20 protein-coding genes are annotated in these 26,155 nt (G+C 44.5%); 11 read left to right on the top strand and 9 right to left on the bottom strand.

The genetic code is table 11. The features are described 5' to 3' along the window. Window positions 1–285: 285 nt before the first annotated feature. Complete coding sequence (locus L5M18_RS02625; RefSeq protein WP_131524680.1) at window positions 286–1,974, top strand: glucan biosynthesis protein; 1,689 nt, start codon at window positions 286–288, stop codon at window positions 1,972–1,974. A 77-nt stretch (window positions 1,975–2,051) separates the two neighbouring features. Here L5M18_RS02625 and L5M18_RS02620 read toward each other — a convergent pair whose 3' ends face one another. After that, window positions 2,052–2,768, bottom strand: coding sequence for a type 1 glutamine amidotransferase (locus L5M18_RS02620; protein ID WP_263176837.1), 717 nt, complete (start codon window positions 2,766–2,768; stop codon window positions 2,052–2,054). Between the two features lie 84 nt (window positions 2,769–2,852). On the opposite strand from L5M18_RS02620, the gene L5M18_RS02615 reads away from it, so the two are divergent. The 3 genes from L5M18_RS02615 (at window position 2,853) to L5M18_RS02605 (ending at window position 6,369) form a co-directional block, all read left to right on the top strand. Beyond that, window positions 2,853–3,668: an AraC family transcriptional regulator gene (locus L5M18_RS02615; RefSeq protein WP_263195879.1), complete on the top strand. Its 816-nt coding sequence runs from the start codon at window positions 2,853–2,855 to the stop codon at window positions 3,666–3,668. A 248-nt stretch (window positions 3,669–3,916) separates the two neighbouring features. Continuing rightward, window positions 3,917–5,386: an inorganic phosphate transporter gene (locus L5M18_RS02610; RefSeq protein WP_105252986.1), complete on the top strand. Its 1,470-nt coding sequence runs from the start codon at window positions 3,917–3,919 to the stop codon at window positions 5,384–5,386. A 134-nt stretch (window positions 5,387–5,520) separates the two neighbouring features. Continuing rightward, a complete protein-coding gene (locus tag L5M18_RS02605) occupies window positions 5,521–6,369 on the top strand; it encodes an isocitrate lyase/phosphoenolpyruvate mutase family protein (protein ID WP_219250329.1) in 849 nt (282 codons plus the stop codon). Window positions 6,370–6,706: 337 nt separating this feature from the next. On the opposite strand, the gene L5M18_RS02600 is transcribed toward L5M18_RS02605, so the two are convergent. Then, window positions 6,707–7,660: a DUF72 domain-containing protein gene (locus tag L5M18_RS02600; RefSeq protein WP_263195878.1), complete on the bottom strand. Its 954-nt coding sequence runs from the start codon at window positions 7,658–7,660 to the stop codon at window positions 6,707–6,709. Between the two features lie 291 nt (window positions 7,661–7,951). Between L5M18_RS02600 and L5M18_RS02595 the strand changes: the two genes are divergently transcribed. Further along, on the top strand, window positions 7,952–9,379 hold the full coding sequence (locus L5M18_RS02595) for a GGDEF domain-containing protein (protein ID WP_263195877.1): 1,428 nt from the start codon (window positions 7,952–7,954) through the stop codon (window positions 9,377–9,379). 134 nt (window positions 9,380–9,513) lie between these two features. Here L5M18_RS02595 and L5M18_RS02590 read toward each other — a convergent pair whose 3' ends face one another. The 7 genes from L5M18_RS02590 to L5M18_RS02560 all read right to left on the bottom strand — a co-directional run bounded on the left by L5M18_RS02590 (window position 9,514) and on the right by L5M18_RS02560 (window position 18,655). Continuing rightward, window positions 9,514–11,406 carry a methyl-accepting chemotaxis protein gene (locus L5M18_RS02590; protein WP_263195876.1) on the bottom strand — a complete coding sequence of 631 codons (1,893 nt, stop codon included), beginning with the start codon at window positions 11,404–11,406 and terminating at the stop codon, window positions 9,514–9,516. A 497-nt stretch (window positions 11,407–11,903) separates the two neighbouring features. Continuing rightward, entirely contained in the window at window positions 11,904–14,537 is a 2,634-nt protein-coding gene (pepN, locus tag L5M18_RS02585) for an aminopeptidase N (RefSeq protein WP_263195875.1), read from the bottom strand. A gap of 256 nt (window positions 14,538–14,793) precedes the next feature. After that, window positions 14,794–15,387 carry a penicillin-binding protein activator LpoB gene (gene lpoB / locus L5M18_RS02580; RefSeq protein ID WP_173246506.1) on the bottom strand — a complete coding sequence of 198 codons (594 nt, stop codon included), beginning with the start codon at window positions 15,385–15,387 and terminating at the stop codon, window positions 14,794–14,796. A 69-nt stretch (window positions 15,388–15,456) separates the two neighbouring features. Next, on the bottom strand, window positions 15,457–16,860 hold the full coding sequence (locus L5M18_RS02575; protein WP_263195874.1) for a COG3014 family protein: 1,404 nt from the start codon (window positions 16,858–16,860) through the stop codon (window positions 15,457–15,459). Further along, window positions 16,860–17,417 carry a peptide deformylase gene (gene def / locus L5M18_RS02570; protein WP_263195873.1) on the bottom strand — a complete coding sequence of 186 codons (558 nt, stop codon included), beginning with the start codon at window positions 17,415–17,417 and terminating at the stop codon, window positions 16,860–16,862. Before def ends, L5M18_RS02575 begins: the two co-directional genes overlap by 1 nt. Before the next feature lie 65 nt (window positions 17,418–17,482). Beyond that, on the bottom strand, window positions 17,483–17,695 hold the full coding sequence (locus tag L5M18_RS02565) for a SlyX family protein (protein WP_006080410.1): 213 nt from the start codon (window positions 17,693–17,695) through the stop codon (window positions 17,483–17,485). A gap of 9 nt (window positions 17,696–17,704) precedes the next feature. Then, window positions 17,705–18,655 (bottom strand): WD40 repeat domain-containing protein, encoded by a 951-nt coding sequence (locus tag L5M18_RS02560; RefSeq protein WP_173246498.1) that lies wholly within the window; start codon window positions 18,653–18,655, stop codon window positions 17,705–17,707. 154 nt (window positions 18,656–18,809) lie between these two features. On the opposite strand from L5M18_RS02560, the gene fkpA reads away from it, so the two are divergent. The 6 genes from fkpA (at window position 18,810) to katB (ending at window position 26,045) form a co-directional block, all read left to right on the top strand. After that, the gene (fkpA, locus tag L5M18_RS02555; protein WP_105250047.1) at window positions 18,810–19,577 is read left to right on the top strand and encodes an FKBP-type peptidyl-prolyl cis-trans isomerase; all 768 of its coding nucleotides are present in this window, start codon (window positions 18,810–18,812) and stop codon (window positions 19,575–19,577) included. A gap of 618 nt (window positions 19,578–20,195) precedes the next feature. Beyond that, window positions 20,196–22,808, top strand: a complete 2,613-nt coding sequence (gene exeM / locus L5M18_RS02550) for an extracellular exonuclease ExeM (protein WP_263195872.1) — start codon at window positions 20,196–20,198, stop codon at window positions 22,806–22,808. Window positions 22,809–22,918: 110 nt separating this feature from the next. Next, window positions 22,919–23,374 carry a hypothetical protein gene (locus L5M18_RS02545; protein ID WP_113939851.1) on the top strand — a complete coding sequence of 152 codons (456 nt, stop codon included), beginning with the start codon at window positions 22,919–22,921 and terminating at the stop codon, window positions 23,372–23,374. A gap of 105 nt (window positions 23,375–23,479) precedes the next feature. Continuing rightward, entirely contained in the window at window positions 23,480–23,917 is a 438-nt protein-coding gene (locus tag L5M18_RS02540) for a PaaI family thioesterase (protein ID WP_028761594.1), read from the top strand. An 82-nt stretch (window positions 23,918–23,999) separates the two neighbouring features. After that, on the top strand, window positions 24,000–24,242 hold the full coding sequence (locus L5M18_RS02535) for a YgjV family protein (RefSeq protein ID WP_263195871.1): 243 nt from the start codon (window positions 24,000–24,002) through the stop codon (window positions 24,240–24,242). 327 nt (window positions 24,243–24,569) lie between these two features. Next, window positions 24,570–26,045: a catalase KatB gene (katB, locus tag L5M18_RS02530; RefSeq protein WP_263195870.1), complete on the top strand. Its 1,476-nt coding sequence runs from the start codon at window positions 24,570–24,572 to the stop codon at window positions 26,043–26,045. The last annotated feature ends 110 nt before the right edge of the window (window positions 26,046–26,155 follow it).

The following is a 26,155-nucleotide window of genomic DNA, read 5'->3' as shown; positions in this document are numbered from 1 at the left end:
TCAGGTATTAAGTCGACGGTCTTCTTGCTGGCAGTGAGGTTTTTATGGGCGTAAATTCAGTTAATAACGGAATTTTTTAATCATATTTTCATAAATAGGCCTCAAGATTGAAAATAGCTAGCATGCCATATTCCATTCGACAGAAAGTATGCTAGATTCTGGCGAATTGTTGCTGATCGCTGTATTGTTACCTCTGTCATCAACAGTTCTCCACAGGGCCATCGCTGCAATTGAGTCAGATTTGCAGGGAAGTGTCAGGAAGTTACACCAATTCAGAGTCTGCTTATGCAACCCAATTTATTTCCCGAACAAAGAAACGTTTATCAAGAATCGAGGGTGACACTACCCTCGATTGAAGCCCAATCTTCCTCTCGTCGCGGCCGTTTGCAGCGTATGGTTGGCGGCGTATTGTTAACCTGTAGCGTATTGTTGAGTCTTTCAGCATGTGCGGCAGGTAAGCAGGCGTCACCACAAGAAGGTGAAGAGTTTAGTTACGCTTGGCTTAAGGGTTATGCCCGTACTATGGCTGCACAACCCTATGAGAGTCATAAAGGCGAATTACCTAAAAGCCTTCAGGGCATGAGTTGGGATGATTACCAACAATTCCACTTCAAGAAGAAAGCCGCACTATGGCGCGATCAAGATTCGGAGTTTCGTGCCGAACTGTTCCATCTTGGGCTGTTTTTTGATACCCCTATTCATATTTATGAGCTAAATGAGGGGAAGGCTAAGTTAATCGAGTATTCACCTTCAATGTTCGATTACGGCAAGTCAAAGGTCAAAGGTAGTCAGTTGCCTAAGGATCTTGGTTTTGCGGGTTTCCGTATGCAGTTTAATACCGATTGGCAGCGTGACATTGTTGCCTTCCTTGGCGCTAGTTATTTCCGCGCAGTGGGTCAAGAAATGCAGTACGGTTTGTCGGCTCGTGGCTTAGCGGTTGATACTGCACTGCCAAAACCCGAAGAGTTTCCAATGTTCACCAATTTCTGGTTAGAAAAACCTAAACCAGGATCGAATATCACCACTGTGTATGCCTTGTTAGACTCTCCGAGTGTGACGGGGGCTTACCGTTTCGATATCGAGCCGGGTGAACGTTTAAAAATGAAAGTGGATGTGGCTGTTTATCCACGTAAAGCGATTGAACGTTTAGGCGTTGCGCCACTGACCAGTATGTTTATGGTGGGTGAGAACGATCGCCGCACCGGTTATGACTGGCGTCCAGAAATCCATGATACCGATGGTTTAGCCATGCACACGGGGAATGGTGAATGGATTTGGCGTCCGCTAGGTAACCCTGAAAACCTGCGATTCAACGCCTATAGCGATGAAAATCCAAAAGGTTTTGGCTTACTGCAACGTGATCGTAACTTTGATCATTATCAGGACGACGGCGTGTTTTATGATAAACGCCCAAGCCTATGGATTGAACCAACCAGCAGTTGGGGTAAAGGTTCAGTGCAGTTGGTTGAAATTCCAACACTGGATGAAACCTTTGATAACATAGTGGCTTTCTGGAATCCTGCTGAGCCGATTGTTCCTGGTCAAGAGCTGCTGTACAGCTACAATATGTACTGGGGTGGCATTCCACCGGTTCAATCACCCCGTGCTCGGGTTGTCGATACCTTCACCGGGATTGGCGGCGTAGTTGGCCAGAAACGCAAATACTACAGTAAGCGTTTTGTGGTTGATTTCGCGGGCGGAACTTTACCTATGATAGGTAAAGACACCCAAGTTAAAGCCGTGATCACAGCATCTGAAGGCAAAGTGGAAATTGAATCTGCCCGTCCTCTAGCCTCGATTAATGGTTACCGCGCTATGTTTGACGTAGTGCCCCCGGGAGATGGTACTGAGCCGATTAACCTGAGAGTCTATTTGGAGGTCGATGGTCAGCCATTGTCTGAGACTTGGATGTATCAGTGGAATCCGCCTGCAAAGGATGATCGTGAATTGCACAATGCAGGTCATCTGCAATAAGCGATTCGTGATTCATTAATCTAAAACGCCAGCTAACTTAGCTGGCGTTTTTGTTTTGGCTTGAGCCACTTTTTACTTTATACGGCTTGATAGGTTAGGACTAGATTATCTAAAAAATGCCCCAGTAACTGATTCATCCTAGCCGTTGATTGCCCCAGTATGAATTCAGGGCTTTGAATATATGGCATTTTCTGTATGCTAGAAAAAGCATTTTCTTGAGCAATTAATGGCGCTAATTGGCTACTAATAAATTCAAGATGGCATTGAAATCCAAAAACTAAATTTGTGTAACGTACAATTTGCCGCGGGCAGGCTGCACTTGTGGCGAGCACTTCGCAATCGGGAGTGAGGCCAGGCATGTCGTTATGCCAGTGGCCGACCACTTCAGTGGTCGAAAATGTCTTAAGGTTAATATCACTTTTTCCTGCCGCAGTCAGTTCAATAGGAAAGTAACCAATCTCGGCATGTGGACTCTTTTGATAACGGGCACCTAATGACTCACCGATTAACTGTGCCCCAAGACAAACCCCCACAACGGCTTTATTTTTTTGGATAGCTTGTCTGATAAACCTTTGTTCTGCTTGGCTATCAAAATATGGACAATCGTTTTTGCATGTCGCGGGAGACTGAGGGCCACCGAGGATAATTAATAGATCAAAACCATCACTATTGTCGGGTAAAGCTTCATCTAGATAGATTCTGCTAAAGCTCATACTGTAGTTTTTGCTTGCAGCCCAATCGCTAAAATAGCCTGGACCTTCATAGCTTTCATGGATAATGCAATGAATGCGCATCGAGTTTTCCTGTGTCTTTTATGGGATAACGCTATGCTACAATCCTTTTTATTTGGCTGAATAACGTCATATGGACAAGTAATAATGCTAAGTCGCCAACTCGATTCGATTAACGCCATTATTGAGCAAGCGCCTAATATGCCTTCTTTTGTCAAAACGATTGAGATGCAGAAGGGTTATGTGGATGTTTTACACCAGCACTGTTGGCATCAGCTTATTTTTCCGCTTCAAGGCCTGTTACAGACAGAGGCAAATGAGGCACTTTTTTTGGTTCCCCATACCACAGCGCTTTTTGTGCCTGCAGGTATCATGCATGAGTCTGTTGCGATTACAGATACCTGCTTTATTGGTGTCTATTTGAATCCTATGTATGGTCGAGATTATGGTGCCATGGTTAAGCCTGTCGCTATGAGTGCTTTTATAAGGGAGTTAGTGTTAACGCTCAGAAAACAATGTGCTTTTAATACCCCAACGAATGTTGAGCCAATGGTTCAGGCGCCAATACTGCGTTTGCTTGAGGTGTTATATGATCAAATTAATAGTGCGGAAGGACAGACTTTCAAGTTACTGATACCGCAAGATAGGCGCCTAAAATTGATTTTTGAGCATTTAACCCAAACGCCAGCTTTAGATTTCTCTTTAGTGAAATGGGGTGAGATGGTTGGGGCATCGGAACGAACATTGTCGAGGCTATTTGTGAGGGAGTTTGGTTCTTCATTCGTATTATGGCGTCAACATTTGCGGCTGATCTATTCGCTGTCGTTATTGGCCACTGACCTATCAATACAGAATGTGGCCCACCAAATTGGTTATCAAAATGATTCATCCTATATCAAAGCCTTCAAGGAGCGTTTTGGGATGACGCCACAGCGATTTCGGTTAGGCGATCATGGGATATAACCCTGTTACGGCGTATGGTTATGAACACTATTTTTAGTTGGCTTATTTAATATTGAATCAATATATTGCACCTTTTCGCGGCACAAATATTCATTTGGCCGAATAAAATCAAGCCAGTGTTAATTGCAAGCATGCTACTGAGTTATTGGGGGCTAATTCACTTTTTGACAATCTAAACAATTTTTCACTGTAAAAGACCCCAAACTTGGGCGTAACCTGTGGGCGTTCTCGCCATGGGTAAGTATTTTATGTTTGAAATGTTCACAACGTTAGGCTTTGCGTGGTCGGTGGGTTTAGTCCTTGCCGTACTTTTTGTACTGGCATACGAATTTATTAATGGCTTCCACGACACGGCAAATGCGGTGGCGACGGTGATCTATACCAAGGCAATGCCGGCAAATCTGGCGGTCGTTACCTCCGCATTATTTAATTTTGCGGGTGTGCTGTTAGGGGGGTTAGGGGTGGCCTATGCGATAGTGCATTTATTACCCGTAGACTCCTTGCTCGGTATGGACTCAATCCAAGGCTTGTTGATGGTGTTTTCCCTGCTATTTTCGGCAATTATCTGGAACTTAGGTACTTGGTATTTTGGTATTCCGGCATCGAGTTCCCATACCTTGATTGGTTCGATAATGGGCGTGGGTGGCGCGTTCGCTTGGATAAATCATCAGCCTATCCTACAGGGCATTAATGTCTCTAAAGCAACGCAGATCATGCTGTCCTTGATTATTTCGCCGACCTTAGGGTTTGTGATGGCAGGGATTTTTTTGCTCATCATGAAATACGTTTGGCAGAAACATAAAATTCACCGTACCCCAGATGAGCAGATGCAGATTAATGGTAAAAAACACCCTCCATTTTGGGCAAGGGCGAGTTTAATTATCTCCGCTATGGGGGTGAGTTTCGCCCATGGTTCTAACGATGGACAGAAGGGGATAGGTTTAGTGATGCTAGTGCTGATTTGTATGGCACCGGCTTATTTTGCCTTGGACATGGGCAGTCAACCCTATGATTTAGAAAGAACTCAAGATGCTAATCGTCGCATTATGGCGATTTATGACCGTAACCAAGCCGTTATCGCGGATGTTATCGACTTTAAAGCCTTGGTCAACGTTCCCGAATATATGCTGGCCCATTGCTCATCTGCCAATGTATTACCGGCGATGTCGTTACTTGACCGTCGCTTAGCAAAAGTCTCGACTTACAAAGATATGGATGTAGAAGAGCGACGCGAGGTGCGACGTTTATTGTTGTGCATCGATGATACTGCTCGCCAAGTGGCTAAATTGGATCTTCCTGCTAAGGATTTGAGTTCATTGGCTAAATGGCGAAAAGATCTCACTAGAACTACTGAGTATGCGCCCATTTGGGTGATTATTGCCATTGCTACTGCGCTGGGTTGCGGCACGTTGGTGGGGTGGCGGCGGATTGTATATACCGTGGGGGAAAAAATTGGTTCATCGAGTATGACTTACAGCCAAGGTATTGCTGCGCAGGTCACCGCTGCCGTCTCTATTGGGATTGCCAGTATGACAGGGATGCCGGTATCGACGACTCATATTTTGTCTTCCGCTGTTGCGGGTACTATGGTGGCTAATCGTTCAGGGCTTCAGATCCAAACCATTAAGCAAATCATGCTCGCTTGGCTGCTGACACTACCTATTACTATGTTGCTCTCCGCGAGTGTGTTTATCCTCGCCAATGCACTTTGGGGTTAGCCAAGAATACTCAAGTTGAATGCTCACATAGCCAAGCCTTGAGGGCTTGGCTTTTCGGTTCAGTGCCGTTTCCCGCGATAATTACCTAAGCCATCTTGTTAGAGTTGAGCCTTCAACACCAACAAGGACATAAGATGGCTGAGCAATCTAGAATATTTTTCAAAGCACTACATCAACAATCAGAGCCGCTGATATTAACTAACGCTTGGGATGCCGCCAGTGCGGCCATCATCCAAGCATCGGGCGCCCGTGCGATTGCGACCAGTAGCGCGGCATTGGCTTGGTCGCTCGGTTATCCCGATGGCCAAGCGTTACCTAAAGTGGCTTTATTGGACGTAGTGAACAATATCCTACGGCTGAGCCGAGTGCCCGTGACGATAGATATTGAATCTGGTTATAGCCAAGATCCCTATGAGGTTGCTGCTTTTGTTGCGCAGCTCGCTGAGCTTGGCGTAGCAGGAATTAATATTGAGGATGGCAGTGCAAGTGTTGCTGAGATGGTGGCAAAAATTAAAGCTATTCGCGCCCATCCTCGTTGCCAAGGATTATTTATTAATGCGCGAACTGATGTGTATTTACTGGGTTTAGCCAGTGGTGAGGCCGCTGTTGTTATGACTATCGATAGGTTAACTCAATATCAGGCTGCGGGTGCGGATGGCGGTTTTATCCCTGGCGCGAATCAGGTCGAGACCGCTAAGCGCTTGTTTGCCGCTGTGGATATGCCACTGAATTTTATGCTATTGAATGAGCAGATGGATATCGGCGAGTTATTTGCCGCAGGTGTGCAGCGTTTTTCTACTGGCCCAGCTTCATTTTTACAGGCCTATAGCACTTTGCTTAATCCAATTTTGTTAAATTCAATTAAGGCAAAACCGTTTCAGCGAGAGTCAAATGATGCGGTTATTGCCGTTGATAAGGATTCAATACCTAAAGCCATTTCCCTTGGTTTTGAGCAAATGAATAACTTATTTATCCCGAGTTAAAGCTGTTTTTCATCTATACCCAAGCTACCTGAATATACGAGTTTCAGAGCGCCCAGGGTGCTTCAATTCAAGGCGCATTAATGACAGAATGTCGGCCACCTTTTGAATTGATGCAACACGGAAGTGGAGTGCCCTGGGCGCTCCGTCCCGGCGGGTTTTAACGCACTTTATGCTGCGTTGGTTATTTTTAACTTAGCCCGCTAGGCCTGCAAATAACCGCCTTGCCTAAAGTGCGTTAAATTCCCGCTGAATCCTGCATCTTCAGGTTGTTTGGGTATATACCCACGGCGAGTTTGCCGTGGGTTTCTTCTTACGTCCGTTTTACTTAGCGCCCGTTTTACCAAGAAAGTCCCATCTGCGTGCTTGTCTCCTCAGGTTTCTTATCAAGCAGGCGTAGCTCGGCGAGTTGAATGTGCGCTGCAATTTGGCTGCGCAATTTTTGATAGAGACGGATGGCCAGTTCGGGCGCGGCTTCATTGTCGGGAGTATGAATAAACAGATAGGGTTCACGACCTTCTGCGAGCCACAGCGGGAGTTGGGTGAGCCAATTATCAAAAAAGGCATCGTTATCCTTAGGTAAAGCAGTAACGCCTTGCTGTGCGAGTTGTGTTACGGCATCGTCTGGTTGGCCGACAAAGCGCACCACTGGATTATTGGCGGTGGCAATCGCATGCACTGGCACTCGAGGTTTTTTCTTGTGAGCGTCGATAATCGCGACATTGTAGGGCGGCAGTGCAAACAAGGGCCTGCTGTCCATGATGATGCGATTCACTTTTTTTTCGATGAGTAATCGATTAAGCGCACGCTCGGCATCTCCTTTAGCAAAAAACGCAGGATGCCTGACTTCGACGCCATAGGTTAACCCTTGGGGGATTTGATCTAGAAATTGCGCTAACGCAGGCAAGCTTTCTGGGCCGAAATGGGCGGGCAGTTGAATTTTCCAGATCCCTGTTTTATCGATTAATGGTGCCATTATCTGGAAAAAATCTTTCAATTCTTGGCTGCAGTGTTGCAATAATCTTTGGTGAGTGATGGTTTGCGGTAGTTTGAAGGTAAAACGAAAGCTATCGGGCGTGGCACTGTGCCAATTCATTACCGTTTGCTGTGCAGGCGTTGCGTAGAAGCTGGTGTTCCCTTCGACAGTATTGAATATTGTCGCGTAACGGGCGAGTCGCTCCGCTTGTTTAGTTCCGTGACCATACACACTTTCTTGCCAATTCGAGTGCGACCACATGGCAAGCCCAAGGCGAAAATGGTTGGGTTGATGTAACGGAGAGCACAATCGGTCCAAAAATAAATTCCTTTAATGCGATTTGCGCGTACCAAAGCTGCGCCCTGATGTTGACCAACATTTTAGGGCATTGTGCCGATATCTGTCGTCCAGAGTCAAATAGTGCCACCGATGGCCTTAAGTATTGTGTTTGATTTTGTTTGAATTTAATTCTGTAAAAGTCTGACTTAACTTAGCCAACTCTGGAATGACATTGAAAATTAACCTACTCTAATAGTGCGTTATTATTATTTTTATGCTTATGATCAAACTTAGGACTTAGCCAAAGACGGACGTTTATTGGAGAATTACGTGAATAATGATGGCTACACTTCCTTAAGCAATTTTATCGACCTTCTCTTGGATGCTATTTGTGTCGTCGATAAAGCGGGGAGGTTTGAATTTGTGAGTGCTGGGGCAGAACGTATTTTTGGCTATACCCCAGAAGAAATGATGGGTATGCAGATGCTAGATCTTGTCATTCCAGAGGATAGGGAACGCACTCTCGCAACGGCCAATGAAATTATGGCAGGTCGCTTTAAAGTCGATTTTGAAAACCGTTATGTGCGTAAAGATGGTGTTATTGTCGATATTCTTTGGTCTGCACGTTGGTCCGATGCTTATCAACAGCGTGTCGCAGTCGCTAGAGATATTTCTAAGAGCAAAAATGCCGAACGTAGACAAGCAGCCTTATATGAGATTTCAGAGGCTGTGCATGTCGCTGAGGACTTGCTAGCCCTGTATCGTCGAATTCATGAAATTATTGCTAAATTATTGCCTGCAGCAAACTTTGCTATTGCATTGTACGATCAAGATTTAAATGAATTAAGTTTTCCTTATAAAGCCGCTACTGGCGAAGATTCGCTTATCGATATCGCAAGTTTCAGTGTGTTCACTGACCAAGTGATCCGCAGTGCTGAGTCTTTACTCCTGTGTCCCGTGACCTTAACTGATTATCCCCAAGCGATTCGTGAAGATTTGGGTAATGGCTGTTTAAGTTGGCTGGGGGTGCCGCTGAAGCTACAGAAAGGTGTTATCGGCGCTTTGATTATGCATAGCTTGCCCACTTCGGCTTCATATACACACCAAGACCGTGAGTTATTGGAGTTTGTTTCTACGCAAATAGCTTTTGCGATTGAGCGTCGACAAATGCTCGCGCGATTAGAGCATATTGCACTTTATGATCAGTTAACCTTGTTACCCAATCGTGAGCTTTTTTACGATAGATTTCAAAAGGCGTTATCTCGAGCCCATAGGGAATCAAGTTATTTCTCTTTGCTTTATTTAGACTTAGATAAATTTAAGTGGGTTAACGATACTTTTGGTCATAGCGTGGGCGATTTATTACTGCAAGTGACGGCGCAGCGAATAGTCAGTTGTGTGAGGGGCTCAGATACCGTTGCGCGTTTTGGGGGGGATGAGTTTGTCATCTTACTTGAACGAGTCGATTCAGCACATAATACCCTGCTGGCCGCACAAAAAATATTGCAAGTATTCGAGCAACCCTTCGAGCTTGCCGAACAGCAGATCCATATTCTGCCGAGTATCGGTATTGCTCTGTATCCAGAGCACGGTGAAGATGAGAAACAGCTTATTTCCTGTGCCGATACTGCTATGTATAAAGCTAAAAAGAATGGCGGAAATCGAATTGAAATGGGTTACCAAGGATTAAGAAACTTACATGCTGAGCTTCGGCCTGAGGCCAATATTCCTGAAAATAAAGCGATGAAGATCATTTAAGCTTGTTTTAGGTAAGCCATTGTAAGTCTTTGAAGAAATAATATGTAAAGAAATGCCCGCAAATGTCACTGACACTTGCGGGCATTATTGTATGGAACTGTTGATGTAATCTTTATATAAAATAAGGCTTTTGATTACAGTTTGAAGCGATTAACTTCCTGCTGCAATGATGCGGCTAAATGGGCGAGCTCTTGAGCTTGGACCATAGACGTTTGTGCCTCAATCGAGAGATTCTCTGACACTTCACGAATCGACTCTGTATTACGGTTGATTTCGCTGGTGACTGAGGTTTGCTCCTCGGCTGCTGTGGCAATTTGGCTCGCCATATCTGAAATATCATTAATGGCTTTGCTGATTTGCAACAGACTTTCGCTGGCTGAATTAGCATCGGCCACACTGGTTTCTGCCATTTCATGACTTTGAGTCATAGACTTAACGGCTTTGCCTGCGGTTTGTTGTAGGGTTTCGATCATCGCTTGAATTTCTTGTGTCGATGAATGCGTACGTTGTGACAGTACACGCACCTCATCAGCAACTACAGCGAAGCCACGACCTTGTTCTCCTGCACGTGCCGCCTCAATGGCTGCATTGAGTGCAAGTAAGTTGGTTTGCTCTGCGATGCCACTAATGGTCAACAAAATGCTGTTGATCTTTTGTGAGTGCTCGTTCAGTTCACCGATAATTCGCCCTGCAGTTTCGACTTCACTGGCTAAATTACGGATAGATTGCTGGCTTTGCATTACCTGTTTATGGCCATGGTTTGAAAGTCCGACCGCATTTTGAGCGGTCTGCGCTGTATGCTCCGCATTACTGGCAATTTCCTCGGTGGCGCTGGCCATTTCGGTCACCGCAGTGGCAACCATAGTCACTTCATCTTGCTGTACTTCAATGCGCTGACTGTTATCCGTTGCCGACGCACTACTTCCTTTGGCTTGATATTCCAATTGACCCGCAATCTTGTGCATGCGGGAAATCATACCGTGTAGACGTTCTACAAAGCGGTTAAAACCCGAAGCTAACATACCAATTTCATCATGGCTGTTGGCAGTATGAATGCGCACAGTGAGATCGCCATCGCCCTCGGCAATATCATTGAGTGCTTGGGCAACGCGTTCGAGATCTTTAAATTGGATTTTAAAGATGGCGATTAAAATCAAGCCAAAGAGTACTAATAGGGCGACACCTACGGCCGACATCCACCAGGCAAGATCGGTTGCCTGTGACATGATTTCTTGTTTATCCATTACGAAAATCAGCGCCCAGTCCGTTGAGGGAATAGCCGCGACATAGACTAATTTAGTGGCGCCATCTAGGGTGCGTTCTTCCATCGTATTGGCATTGGTGCGCTGTGATAACCAGCTATTGCTAAAATTACTATCGATTTTAGTGAGTTGTTGAGTATTTAGTTGGCTATTGGGATGACTAATAATGAGCCCTGCATTATCGACCATTAAGGTATAACCTTTGCCCGGCACTTCGAGACGCTGCACTGCATCTGTTAACTGATCTATGGTTAAGTTTGCAGCCGCTACGCCTATGAGCTGGCCTGAGCCCATCACAGGTTCAGCTATAGTTACGACTTGTTTTTTCAATGTGGCGCTGACGTAGGGCGCCGTCATGATCATTTTACCCGCCGTTTTAGCATCCATATACCAAGGGCGAACGCGGGGATCATAATTTGCGGTATTCAGAGATGGATCTTGGCGATACATGTTGCCTTGCTCGTCACCATAGTAGGTAAGGGCGAAATCAACCGCAGTATGCGCTTGGAGTAAATGGGGGGTGACGTTGGTACTAGGATCGGCTTCAATGGTTTGCTTTAGGCTCGTAATGGCCATTTTTCTGTCTTGCATCCACTGACCTATGCCGGATGAAAAGGTAATCGCTAGTTGGTCAATTTCATGTTGAGTGTTTTCTAACGCATTATTTCTAATGAAATAACTAGAGATACTTACGAGTACAGCAATAGTGATCAGTACAGCGGAAAGACTGCTGAACAGCAGCCGTGTTTTGAGTGTCGATCGCATAATCTATATCCTTTATATTCCGTTAGCTCTCTAACGTTGTTTTAGTATAGCGGCAGTACGGGGCAAAACATTAAATCATTGAAGAATTATAGTAATAAATTTAGAAGTGACGCCCATAATTTATGAATTTAATAATTACATGATTTTTATATCAATAACGATTGCGTCAGTGGTTGTTTATTTGATGAGCTGATGGAACTTAGTAGACTAAACTGAAGAGATGAATAATATTTTACAGGTGATAAATAACATTGGTTATCGTCAGTAAGCCGTTAAAACACATAAGCTCAAGCTAACAATTTAATTAAATATGTCACTGGTTGTGAGTGTGATTAATTCATTATTCAGAATGCTGGCTTGTTTATATCAAAGGTTAGTGAGCATAATTTCGCGCGGGTAGCATCTTGTGTGCTGGTTCAAGTTTAAGACTCATCTGTAACAGAACATAAAAAAGGGACTCCTAGGAGCCCCTTGTTAATTTTAAAATGACCTTAATATTAGTGAGTCATCTTATTTTTGATCAGCACACAACGCTGCTCTATTTGACGGGTTTCCAGTAGATTACGGCGGGTAAGGTTAGATAGCCCAGTTTGGCGATCAAGTACTTTGTCCAATGCCGCTATGCTAGTGTAATTACAATCGGTTGGGATGAGGAAATGGCTATAATTACGCATAAATACTGGCCCTTTTTTGTCCATATCCATTAAGCTCGTCAGACGCTCTTCCGCTGTAGCTGCGCTTAATAGTTTTTGCTCAGCAGGATAAAGATTTTGCATAATAATCCGCTGTTTGGAGAAAGGCAGGCTGTCTAGATGGACTTTACTTAACCAACGACGTTTTGCGGCCGCTTCAGGGCGGATCACTTGTGCCGCAAGTGCCGCTTTTTCACCAGAGTCTGAATTATCCTTGGCAGCTTCTTTGGTTAAGCGCTGCAGCGCGTTAGGAAAATCATAGCGATTAAGCTGGGTGATGATTGCCCATCGTAAATCTTGATCTAAGGTTAATCCCTTGATTTTTGTTTCACCGTCAATGAGTTGCGCTAAATGACGCAGTGAATCTCTGTCGCTTGCTAAACTGACATAGGCATTGAACCAGATCCGTTGGAAGTCATTATCGCCTTTATTTTCCATTGCTTTTCTCAGACTCATTTGGCTTAAGCCTTTAATTGCATTTTCAGCGTAGTTTTGCTGAATAGGGGCGATCTGAGCGAGATATTCCTTCGAGCGCAACATGCTATCGATGATCTGACCAACAATCGTGTAGTCCGTCTCAGCTGGCGCGTTAACAAACACTGTGCTTAGGTATTGATCTAAGCTCAATTTACCTTCGCGGACGCTGTCCCACAGACTTTGCCACAGCATAGATCGCAGTAGTGGATCGGAAATATTACTCAGTTGTTGTTTTGCGGTATTAAATGACTTGTCATCAAGCTCGACTTTCACAAAGCCCCAATCATCAAAGTTTGGATAGACTAGGTCTGGGCAGCGCTCACCAATCAGTTGTTTAACTTCGGTACGCTCGCCTTTGTAAGTCACTGGCACTGTAATGTCATTTCGCAGATCAAAGCGACCTTGGGTAAATAGAGCCACTTGGACTTTTTGTTCACGTAATGTGGGTAGTTCTGCGCTTGCAGGGAGCTGTCGTAGGCTAAATTCGCTGATTCGGTTGCCCTCACAACGATATTCCGCCTTGATGGTGTTAACGCCCGCGCTGTAGAGCCATTCTTGAGTCCATGCACTTAAATCGCGGCCAGCGGCTTTCCCTAGGCTATTGATAAAATCGTCTAACTCAGCGTTTTGATAACTGTATTGTTTTAAATAGTTACTGACGCCACGACGAAACACCATGTCGCCGAGTAAATGGCGTAATTGTTTTAGCGTTGATGCGCCTTTTTGGTAAGTGATAGCATCGATATTGTCGAAGGCGTTCTGAGTCGTTGCTACGGGTACTTCAATGGGGTGCGTGGTGACTAAGCTGTCTTGCTCATAGGCTTTTTGCTTGCCTTTAGCGTAGAAGGTACGCCAAGCATTGGTGAACTCTGTGGCTTCTTGAGTCGCAAGTGTGCCCATAAATGAAGCAAAACTTTCATTTAACCACAAGCCATTCCACCATTTCATGGTGACGAGATCGCCAAACCACTGGTGCGCCATTTCGTGCATGATCACGCCCGCAAGATTTTGCTTCTGATCCGCTGTCATAGCCGCTTTATGAAGGAAGAGATCTTCGGAAAAGGTCACTGCGCCTGCGTTTTCCATCGCGCCATAAAGGAAGTCGGGCACTAGAATTTGATCGTATTTCTTAAAGGGATAAGGAATACCAAAGTAATTATCGAAAAAAGTTAACCCTTGTTTTGTATAGGTAAACCAATCTTGCTCCGTGACTTGATTAGCAACGGATTGACGGGCGAACAGGCGCATAGGATAGCGGCCTGAGTTGTCTTGCCACATGTGATAAGGGCCCGCGTGCATCGAAAAGTTATATGGGCTTAGCTTAGGTGTTTGTGGGAAAGTCCAACGATTGTAAGCACCTGCTGGGGTGATTTGGCTTTCACGCATCGAGCTAATGACTTGCCAGTCTTTGGGCGCTGTTACCGTAATTTGATAGTTAGCCTTGAGATCCGGTTGGTCGAATACTGCGAACATCTGCTGAGCTGCAGCGGGTTCAAAATGAGAGTAGAGGTAGACCTTGCCATCGATTGGATCTTTAAAACGGTGTAAACCTTCACCATTGGTGCTGTGGGAACGGCTAAATTGCACTTCAATGGTATTTTCGCCTGAGGTGAGCAAACGCGTATTTAAGCTGATGTAAGCGCCATTGTAATTGGGGTATATGGCGGTACCGTTGATGATAAAGCGTTTTATCTGCGCCTTGTTTAAATCTAAGCTCAGTTGTTTTGGCACTTCACTTAATTGAAATGTCACTTTGGAGGTGGCGGAAAACTCGGCATCCCCTGTGAGCTGAAAATCCAAGTCATAGTGAATATCGGAGATGACCTGCGAGCGAAGCGCAGCCTGATATTGGCTAATATAAGCGCTAGCATCACGTGGACCCGTATTGAGTGTACTTTGGGTTGCGCACGACATTAATGTGCCACAGGTAAGGGCAACGAGACTGGCTTTAAACAAGTTCACAACTTAAATCCTTCAACGATTTGTTTTGTTTTCTGCTTGGATGTTTGCATTCAATATCGTGTGTGTAGGTTTGCCTTTGTGGCAAATTATCCCTCGCGCCAGCGCCAATTTTGAGCATCATCATCGCAGTGTATTTTGGCCGAGTACACTACCTTATTTACCTTGGATTACCAATGTTAAAAATGTAAAAAAAAGCCAGCGTTAACGCTGGCTTCTTGAGATTACTGTTTGGCAGAATTAAGTGCCAATAGGACAATTACATGCCTAAGAAAGACTTAGACTTCATCTTACGGATTTCTTTTTCATCAGACCATTCGATAAGGCCTGTTTCTAAATCCATTAAACGCATTGTCATCTTATAGTAGACGTCTTTAGTGCTACCGTCTTGCTTCACTATGCTAGATAAATTGCCATATAACATGTATTGAGCGCCAATTTGACGACCAAACTTGATGGCGGTTGATGGGTCAACCATGCCAGTGTTGTTTTGGTAATCCAGTTGTTTACGGACTGAATCTACTTTAGTCATGTCGATAAAACGGAACTTGCCTGAGCGCAATAATTTGTTACTGATAGAGTCAGTGACAGACTCAGTGTCGATATGTTCTGAGGTTTTGTTTTTGATGCTATCAACAAATAAAATCGGGCGGTCATTGGCTGTTATTGCCACGATAGGAGGGAAAGTCATCATGCTATCCACCATCTTGGCTGCAATAGCTTGTAGATCCGTCGAGCCAAAGTTCTCATTGACGGTTTCAACTTCTGTGGCATCGCCATATTCGACTTTAGATTGACATGCAGCTAGACCCATAACGGCAGCCAGTACAAAAATCAGTTTAAATTGTTTCATAGTCAGTTCCATTTTGTGATTGTATAAACTTAATGACACACGTCTTATTCAAATACCACAACCGCTAGGCTAAATGATTATTGAATAAATTCGGGTGTAATTACCAGTATCAATTGCCCAGACTAAGGTGGTTTTGCCTGCTGCAACATCAATTTTAGCCGGTGGCGCTTTGTCTAACTGCAAAGTGTATTCACCTGCACTCAAATAACGCCGCCCGATCTGTGCTTGTTTAGGGAGCGTCAGCCAACTACGACGATCCGCTTGTTCTGTTACTACGTTAAAAATCTGCATCGCTATACTGCCAATATCGGCAGCATTGTTCCCTGGTTTACCACTCTTCTCAATCTGATAGGCCATCTCAGATTTAGCATAGACCCTAGCGACTTGACGAACTAGCGTCGCGGGCAGATCTTCCTTGAGTGCTGTGATGGCTAAGGCATCGATATTGGCAATAGGTTCAGTTTTCAGCACTGTACCTAAACCTTGCACTTGCGTCTCTGGCACAAAAGTATTGTTTGGCATGTAGGTAGCGAGTGACACTGTCTGCCAGTTACCATGGATAGTAAAAGGTACAGTGAGAGCTTGTTTTGCTGGCACAAAGCCGCGCTCGACCATCAAAATTACTTGGCCATCTTTGGTGTTGGGCAATTTAGCATCGCCCCAACGGCGCTTAAACTCATCATACTGTGGCATGCCGAGTTGCTTGGCGAGGCGGACCAGATCTTGCTGTAAATAGGTGTTATCTGGAGTGATTTGTGCTGCTTTACGATAATCGATATAGGCATCGTTCGGCTCACCCAGCACTTCGTGCAGTACGCCAGTCGTATAATAACTGTAAGCGTTTAAGAAAGAACTGGTGACTGTGCCCGCGGCTTGTCCTAGTTTATTAACCTCGGCATCTATGGTGCCGTTTGCCATGGCTTGAACTGACTTTTGTGATTTTTGATAGCGTTCTTGCTCGCTGCTCTGTAGTTCGTTACTGCGACGAACTTCGACGAGAGCCCCCTGATAGTCGCCACTAAACAAATAGTTAAGAGCTTGGTATTGGTGCAGCATAATGCGTTCATACCCAGGGCCCCGGTACGGAATCGCATTGTCGTTTAACACTAAGCTGCTGGCTGTTGCGCCAATGTCACTAACGCTGACTTTGGCCTTATCATCAAAGGCGGTATAAGCATCTACTGCTTGCTGATAATATTTTTTACTGGCAGCAAAATCGCCGGAGACTTGAGCAATTCGTCCCGCTTCTTGGGCATAGAGTAAGCCGTCATTGCCATTGATATTACTGGCAAGTTTGTCGATATCGGCCATGGGAGTCGCACTATTAAGCTCTTGTTTGAGTGGTTCGATCTGCGCAGGATAATTAATGAAAATACTGTTATAAGCGCAGCCCGATAAGTTTAAAACCAATCCCATTGCCAAGGTTGGTGCAATAAATGCGCGAGAAAAAGGTGTAACGAAGGACAGTTTCATTATTGCGCTTCACCTTTTTTGATGGATTGGGCTGAAATCGCCTGAGTCTGTTCTGGCATAAGTGAACGCTCGAGTAATGTGATCCCTTGAAGGTGATCAAATTCATGTTGAAAAATCCGTGCAATAAAGCCCGTTAATTCGGTTTGTTGCCACTCGCCTTGTAAATTTTGATAGCGTACTTCAATGGCTTGATGTCTTTGTATCGTAAATCTTTGCCCCGGTACAGATAAGCAGCCTTCTTCTCCGCTGACCAACTCGCTTGATGCATTTATGATTTGCGGATTAACCACGACCGCAGGCGCCATATTAGGCGCGTCGGGATAACGCTCATTAGGGCGAGAAGCCATAATAAATAAGGCTAAAGGGCTGTGAACTTGGGGGGCTGCAATACCAACGCCATTGGCAGCGTCCATGCTGGCAGACATTTGCTCGGCAAGATGCACGAGCTCTGCATCGAAATGGTGCACTGTGATTGCAGTCTGCCTTAGAATGGGTTCACCCACTAACGCTATGGGTAATAGAGTTGGGGTTTCTTTTGGCATTAAATGTTTAAACATCGCATTCCCTGGATATTTTGCAGTAACTGTTTTTTTAATCAAAGTTAACATCTAAAGCGTCAGTGTTAATAATGTGGTGGTGGCGTTTCTTCAGCCTGAGTCGCCATATTACTCGGTTCCATGTCCTGCAACTTACCAATTAACATGTGAATTTGGTGTTGCTGGTGAGCCACCAGTCGATTTAATTTGATGACCTCTTGGTTTAATTCTTCGACTGTGAGCTCTTGAAAAGCCAATTTGGTTTCTAGATCTTCAATCTGTGCTTGTACGCCTTGCATGGCTAACCTCTATTTCTGCCAAGTTTCAACTAAGCCTTGGCTACTGATACTAACGACTTTATTGGTATCTCGAATTGCCACAGAGTATACAACGGCTCCTCGATTTTGGCTGTTTTTAGTGAGTGCAACCTGCCATTTTTCAATTTGTTTACCCGAGTCACGTTGCCAGAGTATAACTTCCCGTGCTGGCGTACCTGTTAATAGCTGGCTGTCTTGTTTGATAAACCTCACCGCTGAAAAGTTCATTTGGCGACGTGTAATATCCAGCTTATTTAACAGCTTACCGCTTGTGTTATCCCAGATCTTTGCTTCATCTGTGCTACCATTGGTAAAACTTAAACTACCACTGTCGTTGAGTGCCACTTTGGTTATACGGCTGCCGAGTGTCCACGTATGAAGCGGTTGGCCAGTTTGTGCCTGCCAGAGAATCGCCTGCATATCATTTGACCCCGTTAATGCTAATCGGCCATCAGCAGAGAGGGCAACACTATTGACGCGCTCTTTATGTCCAAGAAATTTGATTAAGGCAGATTTTTCGGCATTAAGCGACATGACTGAACCATCATTTAAACCAATAAGTAGTGCGCCATTATCGGCTACCGCGACACTTTCACCGGATGAAGGTAAGGACCACCAACCTAAAGGCTTACCGTCGGCTATTTTCCACATAGCAACTGAATCTCGGCTTAACGATGCTGCAAATATCCCGTTGGGAGAAATCGCCGTACCTGTGACGCCAGTATTAATATCGCCATGTATCCATTGGTATTTGAGGGTGTGGGTGCTGAGATCCCAACATTGAACTCCACTACTTTGAGTGGCAACTAAGGCGAATTGCCCATTACTTGATAGGCTCGCGCTATAGCTGGGCTCTGTTGTGAGAACACTGATATCTTCTGCTTTGGGGTGGCAAGCGATTAGAAAAACTGTGCAAATTACCAGCAGTAGATTTTTCTTCATGAACTTGCTCCCTAAGTTGTTGTCTTTAGACTTGATCAAGTGACATTAATCACTGTTAACCCATAAAGAATCTAGTTGGTATAACCGAGATAACTAGTATAAAGTTGTCACGCTTAGGTTATTGTAACCGCTTGAGGATGCTGAGGAAGCTTTAATGAAATCGATTTATAAATTATCGTTAGTTGCATTGGCTATTATTGGCCTATCTGCTTGTAATCAAGAAGAAAAAGCAGCTACGAGTACAAATGTTGAATTAACGACTGAAGCTCAAAAAGAAGCTTACAGTGTAGGCGCTTCAATCGGTCGTTATATGTCTGGCCATATCAAAGAGCAAGAAGAATTAGGCCTGCCAGTTGATCGCACTCTGATCGTCACTGGTTTCACTAATGGTCTGAATGACCAATTAAGTTTAACCGAAGAAGAAATGCAAACCATTCTTCAAGGTCTAGATAAAAAGTTAAACGATAAACGTCAGGAACAAGCAACAGCGATTTCTGCGAAAAATATCGAAGATGGTAAAAAATTCCTTGAAGAAAACAAGGTTAAGCCTGGTGTAGTGACAACTGAGTCTGGCTTACAATATGAAGTATTAACTCCAGGCACGGGTGAAAAGCCTGCCGCAGAAGACACTGTAGAAGTGGATTATGTCGGTACTTTACTTGATGGTACTGAGTTTGATAGTTCTTATAAACGCGGCGAAGCGGCTAAGTTCCCTTTGAATCGCGTTATTCCAGGTTGGACTGAAGGCGTGCAATTAATGCCTGTTGGCGCTAAGTACAAGTTTGTGATCCCATCAGAATTAGCCTATGGCGTACGTGATACTGGTACTATTCCACCAAACTCTACGTTGATTTTCGAAGTTGAGTTGAAATCAATCGAGAAAGCTTCTGCGGCGCCAGTAGCTGAACCTGCTAAAAAGTAATTGATTAGCTGCGACGTGTAATACGCCGCAATTGAAAATACCGCTCCTAAATGAGCGGTATTTTTTTGTCTGTAAAATTCGCATTATTGTTTTAATATTTAGCTCACTATCTTACAGCCGTTGGTTCTCAGACTGGCTCTGTGTTTCATTTTTATACTCATCATCAACATTAATCTGCTGCAATAACCAAGGGTATAAATCATCCACTTTAGCAGTTTGACTGTTATGTTTATTTCAAAATAATGAATGCTAAATTAAGTTTTAATTATATCCATTACCTTTTAAGGACCCGTGTTCCTTATATATTATTGGGTATTGCATACCGAATAATATCATCAAAATATCACATTAAAATATTGATTATTATTTGAGCGGGACACTAGATGCTTTGAGCTTATGTGTATTGCTCTTACTGTTTGTTTTTACATGGCTAATACTTTTGATTTACCATCCTGTTCTGTTAGGTGAACAGTGAGGTGTCTATAATTAGTTACTCATCAATGTGTTACATTGGCAATGTGCGATCTTGCCCTCTTTTTTTACGCATTCAACTCTGAAATAATCCGCTCGCACGTTAATAGAAGTTAGCGGCAATATTATAATAATGGGGTTGATGATATGGATAATGTTAATAAATTAACGGCTATTTCTTTAGCTGTTGCAGCGGCTTTGCCTATGATGGCAAGCGCAGATATGATGATCACCGAATATGTTGAAGGTAGCTCAAATAATAAAGCGATTGAACTGTATAACAGCGGCGATACGGCAATTGATCTCGCGGGTTATAAACTGGTTCGTTATAAAGATGGTGCTACTGTTGCGTCGGATATGGTGGCTTTAGGTGGTCAAACTATTGCAGCAAAATCGACAAAAGTTATTTTAAATACTAGCGGTACTATTACTGTTGCTCAAGGGGTTGATAGTTACTCTGGTAGTTTAAGTTTTAATGGCGGTGATGCGGTTGCCTTAATGAAAGATGATGCAGTCATCGATATTATTGGTGATGTGCCGACGCCAACGGGTTGGGGATTAGACGTTACCTTAAAACGTAAATTAGATGCGTTAGTGGCGAATACAGTATTTAATGCCGCCCAGTGGGAACAATTACCTAAAGATACCTTCTCTGGTTTAGGTTCTCTAGAAACGCCTGCTGAGCCAGAAGTGCCGCTCTTTAGCTGTACTGGCGCTAAAATTGTGCCTATTTATCAAGTACAAGGTGCGGGCGAGTCGAGCCCATTTGTACCAGCAGGGGCATTCGAATCTGAAGCCGAAGTGACTGTGCGTGGCGTAGTGACTGCCCGTGGTGAAAGCTTGTTTAAAGGTTTTTACTTACAAGAAGTTAAGGGTGATAACTCACCGTATACCTCTGATGGTGTATTTGTATTCTTAGGTGAAGCTGCACCTGAAGCGATTCAACCAGGGGTTGAAGTGTGTGTGCAGGGTAAAGTGAAAGAATACTTTGGCCTAACTCAAATTGATATTAAAGCCGATAAGAAATTTGATGTTGGCGCTAAGGGTGAAGTCCCTGTTGCCGCACCTTTCTATGTGGCCGATGGCGAAACCTTAGCGCAAGCATTAGAGCGCTATGAAGGCATGAATGTGGCCTTAGATGCGGGCAGCGATCTTAAAATCAGCCGCACCTTCAGCTTCGACTATGCGGGTAGTCGCAATAACATGCTAGTGTCATATCAAGCACCTTTGATGAAGCCGACACAGCTGTATCCAGCGCTTTCTGCTGAAGCAACGGCATTAGTTAAATCTAACCGCGAAAACCAACTCTTTATCGAATCCGATTACAAGCCTGCCAATGGTGTTATTCCATACTTCCCTGATTTCAATGTGGAAACGGGTTACATCCGTGTTGGCGATCAACTGACTAACCTGCAAGGTGTGATTGGTTACAGCTACGGCGCTTATCGTTTAGTGGCGACTAATACTATTACAGCGGGTGATTTTATCCGTGGTGACGATAGAACCGAAGCCCCAAGTGTTGCAACTAAGGGAGATCTGCGCGTGGCTAGCTTTAACGTGCTGAACTTCTTTAACGATGTTGATGGTGGCGATACCAATCCATCAGGCAGTAACCGTGGCGCCCTAACGCTGGAAGAAATGGTGCTACAACGTACTAAAATCGTTAGCGCTATTACCGCCATGAACGCCGATATCGTCGGTTTGATGGAAATTGCTAACAACGGTTTTGGTGAGAAGAGTGCGATTAAGGATTTAGTCGATGCACTAAATGACAAGCAGACGCCTGAAAACGCCTATAGCTTTGTTGAAATCACCGATGCTGATAAGTATGACGGCAAGTACTTTGGCACAGATGCGATTACTGTCGGCATGTTATACCGTGGTGGTAAAGTGGCTTTAGCAGGGGCTGCACAAGTTATCGGTACTCCAGAACAGCACGCCAGTGCTGGCAGCGTGACTCGCACAAAAGATGGCAAAACTGAGACTAACCCTGGCAATGATGCTTATCAACGTCACAGCTTAGCGCAAACCTTTAAAATCCATGATGAGTCTCTGACCGTAGTCGTTAACCATTTGAAATCTAAAGGCTCAGGCTGTTTAGAAGATTGGGCTAACTTCGAAGAGTCAGTTGATCCTGCCGATCAACAGGGCAAGTGTAATGCTTTCCGCGTATCTGCAGCCAAAGTCTTGGGTGAAACGCTAAAAGACGTGAAAGGCGACTTACTGATCATCGGTGATATGAATGCCTATGGTATGGAGGATCCTATCCGTGTACTAACCGACTTCGATGCGAGCAAGTCAGAGCGTGACATCCTGACCGCTTCGTGGACGACGCTCGACGGCAAAGTGTTTGAGCGCCAAGGCAGCAAGATTGAAAAAGGTTATGGCTTTATCAACTTGAACACGAAAGCCCACGGTGCAAGCACTTTCTCTTATAGCTATAACGGCGAGTTAGGTAACTTAGATCATGCTTTAGCCAATGCTAGCCTAGCCAAACGTTTAGTGGATATTGAAGATTGGCATATCAACTCAGTGGAATCTAGCCTGTTTGAATACGGTAAGAAGTTCTCTGGTGATCTGGCTAAATCTGAAAATGCTTTTTCTGCATCGGATCATGATCCTGTGATTGTTGCTTTAAGTTATCCTGCGCCAGTAGTGCCGCCAAAACCTGAGCCAAAGCCTAAAGATGATGGCGGTGCTTTAGGTTATTTAGGTTTAGCACTGATGTCCTTGTTTGGTTTGCAGCGTCGTCGCCGTTAACCTGTACATGTGGTTAACTCACAAGTGCAATTTGTGAGCTAGACTGAAACAAAGGGATGGTTAACCATCCCTTTTTTATCTTTTTTTTTCAGTTTTTATTAGGAGTGAGTATGGATACCACCTCAAATCCGCTGAAAACCATGAATATCAAGGCGCCACTGTGGTTTTACTTTGTCGCAACGCTCAGTTTGTTGTGGAATATCATGGGGCTGATGGCTTTTGTGATGCAAATGACTATGACGCCAGATGCACTCGCACAGATGAGCCCAGATCAAATTAAACTCTATGAAACGACGCCAATTTGGGTTGATGCTGTGTTTGGCTTTGCCGTGGTTTCAGGGGTTCTAGGATGCCTATTATTGTTATTCAGAAAATTAATTGCTTATAAAGTGCTGGTCGCCTCGCTTATCGCTATTTTGTTGCAAATGACCTATGTATTTTGCATTCAGCAAGCGGCTGTGGTGCTAGGAGCCGACGCGTTAATTATGCCAAGTGTAGTCGTGGTATGGGGATTATTTCTTGTCTGGTTTAGTCAGCTAAGTACCACTAAATCTTGGTTAGTTTGAGCCTTATTTTTGCCGATATTGATGTGACCAGCTGAGAGTAAACTAGTTGAACTTCATCCACTTCACAGTAAACTGCTGATTGGTTTTATTGACTAGGAAGTTGCAATGAGTATTTGGTTTAGAGCTGTAACGTTAGAGGATTGCGCGCGTTTAGACGCCGGTATGGGTGGCAAAGGCACCTTGATGCAGACTTTAGGAATTGAGATCAGTGAGATTGGCGACGATTACATGAAGGCCACTATGCCAGCCAGTCCGGCGGTGCATAACCCTTTGGGCATAGTGCATGGTGGCGCGAATGTCGCGCTTGCTGAAACCGTTGCCAGCTATGCGGCAAATTTCGCGGTGGATTTTGAGCAGTACTATTGTGTCGGTCAAGAAATTAACGCTAACCACTTACGGGCTTCCCGTAATGGGGTATTAACCGCTACGGCTAAGCCTATCCACTTAGGGAAGCGCAGCTCTGTATGGGAGATTTTAATCCACAACAGCGCGGGTGAACTGACTTGTATTTCACGGATGACGGCGGCTGTCGTTAAACGCTAAATGCAATGAGCCAGCTTATTACCTGTGGTGTGAATGGCGTATCAATCGTTTGATTTAAATAATATATAGATAAGGATTGAATATGGATAACTCTACAATTTGGGAATGGGTTGGTTATTTAGCTTCAGTGGTCGTTGCAATATCACTGATGATGTCAAACATTAAGAAACTGCGCTGGTGGAATCTCATTGGTGCGGCTTTATTTGTGGCCTACGGTGTGGCAATTGGGGCTTATCCTGTTGCCTTAGTTAACTTTTTTATCGTGCTGATTGACACTTATTATTTGGTTAAGCTTTATCGTGAAGCCGACTTATCCAGCAGTTAATGGCAGTGTATCAGCTTAACTCCGCTTTCTCGCACCGCACTTCGCTCCATTGTCCTGAGCAGCTATTTGGTTTTTCAACAGTATCCTAAGTGATGTGAGCGGACCATTGGCTGTGAGTCCGTGTAATTCATTAATTGTCTTGCCAAACTCATTCTTAATCTTTTTTTTAGATTATACAAATCTAGTTTAATCGTTTTATTCTCAAGTGGTAATTCTCTATTCTTGCTCTATCGACAACACGTCGCCAGCCAAGGAGATAAACCATGGCCACCATTTACGATTTAATTGAAACCTGGTTAACCAGCAATCAAGACTAAGGAGCAGGGCATGAGTCAACAACATCAAACAAGTCAGTACTTAACGAGCCAAAACGGCGCCCCAGTGGCCGACGATCAAAACTCACTGTCGGCGGGTGAACGTGGTCCTCTGCTATTACAAGATTGGCATTTAATTGAAAAGTTAGCCCATTTCAACCGTGAGCGTATTCCTGAGCGTATCGTACATGCCAAAGGTACTGGGGTTTACGGCACATTTACGCTGACTAAAGATTTAAGCGATTACACCATTGCTGACCATTTCAATGGTGTTGGTAAGCAAACCGAAACCTTTATTCGTTTCTCAACCGTAGGTGGAGAAATGGGTTCTGCCGATGCAGAGCGCGATCCACGTGGCTTTGGTTTACGTTTTTATACTGCCCGTGGTAATCACGATATTGTGGGTAACAATACGCCGACCTTTTTCTTGCGAGATGGAATTAAGTTTCCAGACTTTATCCATACGCAAAAGCGTAATCCTAAGACCAATTTAAAAGATCCGCAGGCTATGTGGGACTTTTGGTCATTGAATCCTGAAGCTATGCATCAAGTAACCATTTTGATGTCGGATCGTGGTATTCCGGCAAACTACCGTCAAATGCACGGTTATGGTTCACACACTTTCTCGCTGTGGAATGCCAAGGGCGAGCGTTTCTGGGTGAAGTTCCACTTTAAATCGCAGCAAGGCGTGGTCAACTTAACCAATGAACAGGCTGATAAATTAAAAGGGATTGATCCCGATTCATCGCAGCGCGATATGGTGGTTGCGATTACTGATGGTAACTTCCCGCGTTGGACGGTTAATGTGCAGATTATGCCTGAGGCAGATGCCAATACTTACCATATCAATCCATTTGATTTAACTAAGGTTTGGCCGCATAGCGACTATCCATTAATTGAGATTGGTGTATTAGAGCTGAATCGTCTGCCACAAAACTACTTTGCTGAAGTTGAGCAAGTGGCATTAGCACCTAGTAATTTGGTCCCAGGCGTCGGGGCTTCACCAGACAAGATGTTACAAGCACGTTTATTTGCCTACGCCGATGCGCAGCGTTACCGCATTGGTGCTAACTACAACCAATTGCCAGTGAATTGCCCGCATGCCGCTAAGGCAAATCACCATCAACGTGCAGGTGCGATGGCGGGCACACAATGCCCTTACCATGGCAGCCAAACTGGTGCTGATGCTTCGGCAAACTATGGCCCGAACAGCACTGCTGATGCCTTGGTTGAGCCAGTAAACTTTAGCGAACCACCATTGCGTTTAGAAGGTGAAGCGGCGCGTTATAGTCGTTATAACCAAGACGATTATACCCAAGCGGGTAATTTGTATCGCATCTTCTCTGAAGCTGAGAAAGCGCGCCTAGTGGCAACAATTTCGGGTTCATTAAGTCAAGCGAGTTTAGATGTGCAGCAACGTATGGTGGCGCATTTTACTCAAGCCGATGCGGATTACGGACAACGTATTAAACTGGCATTAGGGTTATAAATTGCATTTCTAAGTCGACACTTTTTATTCTATTAAAGCCGTTGTAAGTAGAAAGGCCAGTGATGTTTATCACTGGCCTTTTTGTTTCCATACTTGAATATGATCAATGA

Origin of the sequence: Shewanella sp. SM20 (assembly GCF_025654545.1) — a bacterium.
Taxonomy (GTDB): Bacteria; Pseudomonadota; Gammaproteobacteria; order Enterobacterales; family Shewanellaceae; genus Shewanella; species Shewanella oncorhynchi.
The sequence above is the reverse complement of the archived record's forward strand: the minus strand, read 5'-3'. Positions and strand labels throughout refer to the sequence as shown.

Bases quoted from the DNA above. Each gene is read 5' to 3' on its own strand.
- L5M18_RS02625 (WP_131524680.1), top strand. From the start codon at position 286: ATGCAACCCAATTTATTTCCCGAACAAAGAAACGTTTATCAAGAATCG.
- L5M18_RS02620 (WP_263176837.1), bottom strand. From the start codon at position 2,768: ATGCGCATTCATTGCATTATCCATGAAAGCTATGAAGGTCCAGGCTAT.
- L5M18_RS02615 (WP_263195879.1), top strand. From the start codon at position 2,853: ATGCTAAGTCGCCAACTCGATTCGATTAACGCCATTATTGAGCAAGCG.
- L5M18_RS02610 (WP_105252986.1), top strand. From the start codon at position 3,917: ATGTTTGAAATGTTCACAACGTTAGGCTTTGCGTGGTCGGTGGGTTTA.
- L5M18_RS02605 (WP_219250329.1), top strand. From the start codon at position 5,521: ATGGCTGAGCAATCTAGAATATTTTTCAAAGCACTACATCAACAATCA.
- L5M18_RS02590 (WP_263195876.1), bottom strand. From the start codon at position 11,406: ATGCGATCGACACTCAAAACACGGCTGCTGTTCAGCAGTCTTTCCGCT.
- lpoB (WP_173246506.1), bottom strand. From the start codon at position 15,387: ATGAAACAATTTAAACTGATTTTTGTACTGGCTGCCGTTATGGGTCTA.
- L5M18_RS02575 (WP_263195874.1), bottom strand. From the start codon at position 16,860: ATGAAACTGTCCTTCGTTACACCTTTTTCTCGCGCATTTATTGCACCA.
- def (WP_263195873.1), bottom strand. From the start codon at position 17,417: ATGTTTAAACATTTAATGCCAAAAGAAACCCCAACTCTATTACCCATA.
- L5M18_RS02565 (WP_006080410.1), bottom strand. From the start codon at position 17,695: ATGCAAGGCGTACAAGCACAGATTGAAGATCTAGAAACCAAATTGGCT.
- L5M18_RS02560 (WP_173246498.1), bottom strand. From the start codon at position 18,655: ATGAAGAAAAATCTACTGCTGGTAATTTGCACAGTTTTTCTAATCGCT.
- fkpA (WP_105250047.1), top strand. From the start codon at position 18,810: ATGAAATCGATTTATAAATTATCGTTAGTTGCATTGGCTATTATTGGC.
- exeM (WP_263195872.1), top strand. From the start codon at position 20,196: ATGGATAATGTTAATAAATTAACGGCTATTTCTTTAGCTGTTGCAGCG.
- L5M18_RS02545 (WP_113939851.1), top strand. From the start codon at position 22,919: ATGGATACCACCTCAAATCCGCTGAAAACCATGAATATCAAGGCGCCA.
- L5M18_RS02540 (WP_028761594.1), top strand. From the start codon at position 23,480: ATGAGTATTTGGTTTAGAGCTGTAACGTTAGAGGATTGCGCGCGTTTA.
- L5M18_RS02535 (WP_263195871.1), top strand. From the start codon at position 24,000: ATGGATAACTCTACAATTTGGGAATGGGTTGGTTATTTAGCTTCAGTG.
- katB (WP_263195870.1), top strand. From the start codon at position 24,570: ATGAGTCAACAACATCAAACAAGTCAGTACTTAACGAGCCAAAACGGC.